Origin of the sequence: Rhizorhabdus sp., assembly GCF_018006725.1 — a bacterium.
Lineage (GTDB): Bacteria > Pseudomonadota > Alphaproteobacteria > Sphingomonadales > Sphingomonadaceae > Rhizorhabdus.
Window position 1 is genome coordinate 1 of sequence record NZ_JAGMXV010000408.1, and the last position, 3151, is coordinate 3151.

Consider the following 3151-nt stretch of genomic DNA (forward strand, 5'->3'; position numbering starts at 1 on the left):
GCTTGATTGTCGAGTGCTCGCTATGGCCGGGCTTCGGATGGAAAGACCGAACCTTGAGGCGCTGCGCGCAATCGCGCACAGGGCGCCAGAGGACAAGCCGCGCCCGCCGCAAAGATTGCAACGCGTGTCATCCAACTATCTGAGGCGCTAAATGGCATTCGTAACCGCTGACCTTGTGGCAATCGAAGATGCCATCAAGTCGGGCGCGCTGTCTGTGCGTTTCCAAGATGGCCGCGCCTATACCTATCGCTCGCTGGATGAACTGCGCCGCGCGCGGGAAATGGTGCAGACCGACATTGACGCGACCGCGGGCACCACTCGACCGCGAGTGTTCCGCATCCAACAGACGGGCTCCGGCTACTGATGACGACTGAATCCGCACCAATGCCGGCGCATCAAGCGAGCGGCACGGGCAGGCGTCTGGCGATGTTCCGCGCGCCAATGTCCGGGCCGAATCAGTCGAGCGGCATCGATACCATCGTCAATCGCTCGCGTCACCTTGTGCGTAACAACGCATGGGCCGGCGCTGCGGTCGAGAAGTACGTCAGCAACGCCATCGGCACGGGTGTGCAGGCCAAGATGGTTAACGGCTCGCCGGAGATGAAGGCGGCTGCCGGCAAGTTGTGGCGCCGCTGGTGCAAGGTTTCCGATGCTGACGGTCAGCTAGAGTTTGCGGGCCAGCAGGCTCTCGGCGTGCGTGAGTACAAAGAGGCCGGCGAGGTATTCGCGCGACTTCGCCCGCGACGCCGTGCTGATGGATTGCCAGTTCCTTTGCAGGTCCAGCTGATCGAGTCCGAGCAATGCCCGCGGCACTACTACGCGACGGCGCCGGGCGGCAACGTCATCCGCGAGGGCATCGAGCTAGACAAGATCGGGCGCCGCGTCGCGTATTGGATGTACCGCGCGCATCCCGGCGACCAGAACACATTTACCGTCAACGCCAGCGAGTTGACGCGTATTCCGGCCGATCAAATCCTGCACCTGTATCGCCCGCTTCGGGCTGGCCAGTTGCGCGGAATCCCCGACCTTTCGTCGGTGCTTGTCCTGATCTTCAATCAGGACCGGCTGAGCGATAACGTGATGGAGCGGCAGGCGGTCGCCAACCTGCACACGGGCTTTTTCACCAAGCCGGTGAACGGCGAGGATGGATCGGTGCTCGGCGAATTGCCCGCGCAAGATGACGCGGCAGACGGCACGCCGGTAGCGGGAATGGAACCGGGCACCATGTCCGAGCTTCCCGCTGGTTGGGATGTGAAGTTTAACGATCCGCCCGGCGCTGGCGCGGACTATGCCGAGTTCATGCGGCTGAACCTGTTGGCGTTCTGCGCGCGCATGGGAATCCCGTATGAGGTTCTGACTGGAGACCTTCGCGAGATCAGCGACCGCGCGCTGAAGCTTCTGCTGCTGGAGTTTCACCGCCTGATCGAAATGGACCTGTGGTTGCAAATCATCCCGATGTTCTGCGGCCGTGTCCGCGATGCGTGGTGGGATGCAGCCGTGCTTGACGGCTCGCTGATCGCGCCCGATTACGCGACCGACCCGGAAGAGTACCGCGAGACGCTATGGGTTCCGCAGGGCTGGCCATACGCGCATCCGGTGCAGGACGTTGATGCAGACATCAAGGCGATTCGCGCGGGGCTCACGTCGCGTACCAAGGTCGTGCTAGGCAAGGGTGAAGACCCGGAAGAGATCGACGCCGAGCAGGTGGCGGACAACGAGCGCGCCGACTTGGCGGGACTCACCCATGACTCAGACGGGCGGCAGGCGAAGAACGGGCCTGTGGCGCCGCAACCAATGACACAGGATGAAAACGCATGAAGAACCCAATGACGGCATTGGCGCGGATGTTCCGCCGATCTGAAAACCCGGTTGTGACCCAACTCTATACGCACGCTATCGGGCGCCCGCTGCTTGTCCATCCGGCGATTGGCGCGCAAGTGATCGGAGCCTACATGGCCGGCGCTGTCGACGGCGGCGGCGAGATTGTCGAGCCGCTGTCCGCGTCGCAGCAGGCGCCTCGCGTCGCGGTGCTGAATATCACGGGCGGGCTTGTGTCGCGCCCGATGCCCGGCATGTGCGATGACGGCCCGCTGAGCTACGAAGCGATCCGCGACGCCTTCGACGCATCAATGGCCGATGAGTCCGTTACCGCGGTAATCATGCGGATGGACTCGCCCGGCGGCATGGTGTCGGGCTGCTTCGACCTGACCGACCATATCCATGCAAGCCGCGGACGCAAGCCCATCGTTGCTGTCGTGGATGACATGGCGTACAGCGCCTGCTACGCGCTCGCCAGCGCATGCGATGAAGTGTGGGTATCGCGTACCGGCGGCGTCGGCTCGATTGGTGTGGTTGCGTACCACGTCGACCAGTCCGGGCTAAACGAAAAGGTCGGGCTGAAAGTGACGCCGATCTATGCCGGCGGGCACAAGGTCGACTTCTCTCCGCACGCACCGCTGAGCGACGACGCGCGCGAGCGCGGGCAGGGCGAGGTGGACTCGCTCTATCAGACGTTCGTCGCGTCGGTGGCGGCGTACCGCGGCATGAATGAGGATGACGTGCGCGGAACGGATGCGATGACCTACACGGGCGCCGCTGCCGTATCTGCCGGATTGGCCGACAAGATCGGCACGTTCCGCGATGCGCTGGCGTCTGTCATGGCAAGCACTGATGAAAGCCCGTCCGCGATTGCCGCGCGCGAGTCCGCGAAAGCATCCGCAGAAGATGACGCACGAAAGATGGCGCAGGCGGCTGTGACTGATGCCGTCATGGCCGCAAACCTTTCGCCGGCTATCGCGGTCGCGCTGATCGGATCGGCAACGCCTGAAACGGTCGACGCGCGCATCGCAGACGCTCGCACCATCGCCACGCTTTGCGCTGCGGCGAAATTACCAGACGAGGCGACCGCATATGTCGCCAAGGGGGTGGACGTTGAAACCGTCCGCGCTCAGTTGCAGGCGGTAACGGCTGAGGATGGGCCGGAGTTGTCAACGAATCACCCGCTTAGCGAAAGCTCGGCGGCTACGCGCCTGGATGTAGCAGGCATCTACCAGCGCCGCAACCAGCGGCACACGCCATAACAGGAGATTCACATGGCTCTTTCTGAATCCAACTATGCGCTGGAGTTCCTGCTGTCGGAAGCTCCGGGCGG

Annotated in this window: 3 protein-coding genes; all 3 read left to right on the plus strand. The window is 63.4% G+C overall.

The features are described 5' to 3' along the window. Positions 1-151: 151 nt before the first annotated feature. The 3 genes from KAY22_RS26965 to KAY22_RS26975 are packed head-to-tail and all read left to right on the plus strand — an operon-like array spanning position 152 to position 3080. Complete coding sequence (locus KAY22_RS26965; protein WP_296626136.1) at positions 152-364, plus strand: hypothetical protein; 213 nt, start codon at positions 152-154, stop codon at positions 362-364. After that, positions 364-1818 carry a phage portal protein gene (locus KAY22_RS26970; RefSeq protein ID WP_296626137.1) on the plus strand — a complete coding sequence of 485 codons (1455 nt, stop codon included), beginning with the start codon at positions 364-366 and terminating at the stop codon, positions 1816-1818. Before KAY22_RS26965 ends, KAY22_RS26970 begins: the two co-directional genes overlap by 1 nt. Next, positions 1815-3080 carry a S49 family peptidase gene (locus tag KAY22_RS26975; RefSeq protein ID WP_296626138.1) on the plus strand — a complete coding sequence of 422 codons (1266 nt, stop codon included), beginning with the start codon at positions 1815-1817 and terminating at the stop codon, positions 3078-3080. The genes KAY22_RS26970 and KAY22_RS26975 overlap by 4 nt, the downstream gene beginning before the upstream one ends. Positions 3081-3151: the final 71 nt, after the last annotated feature.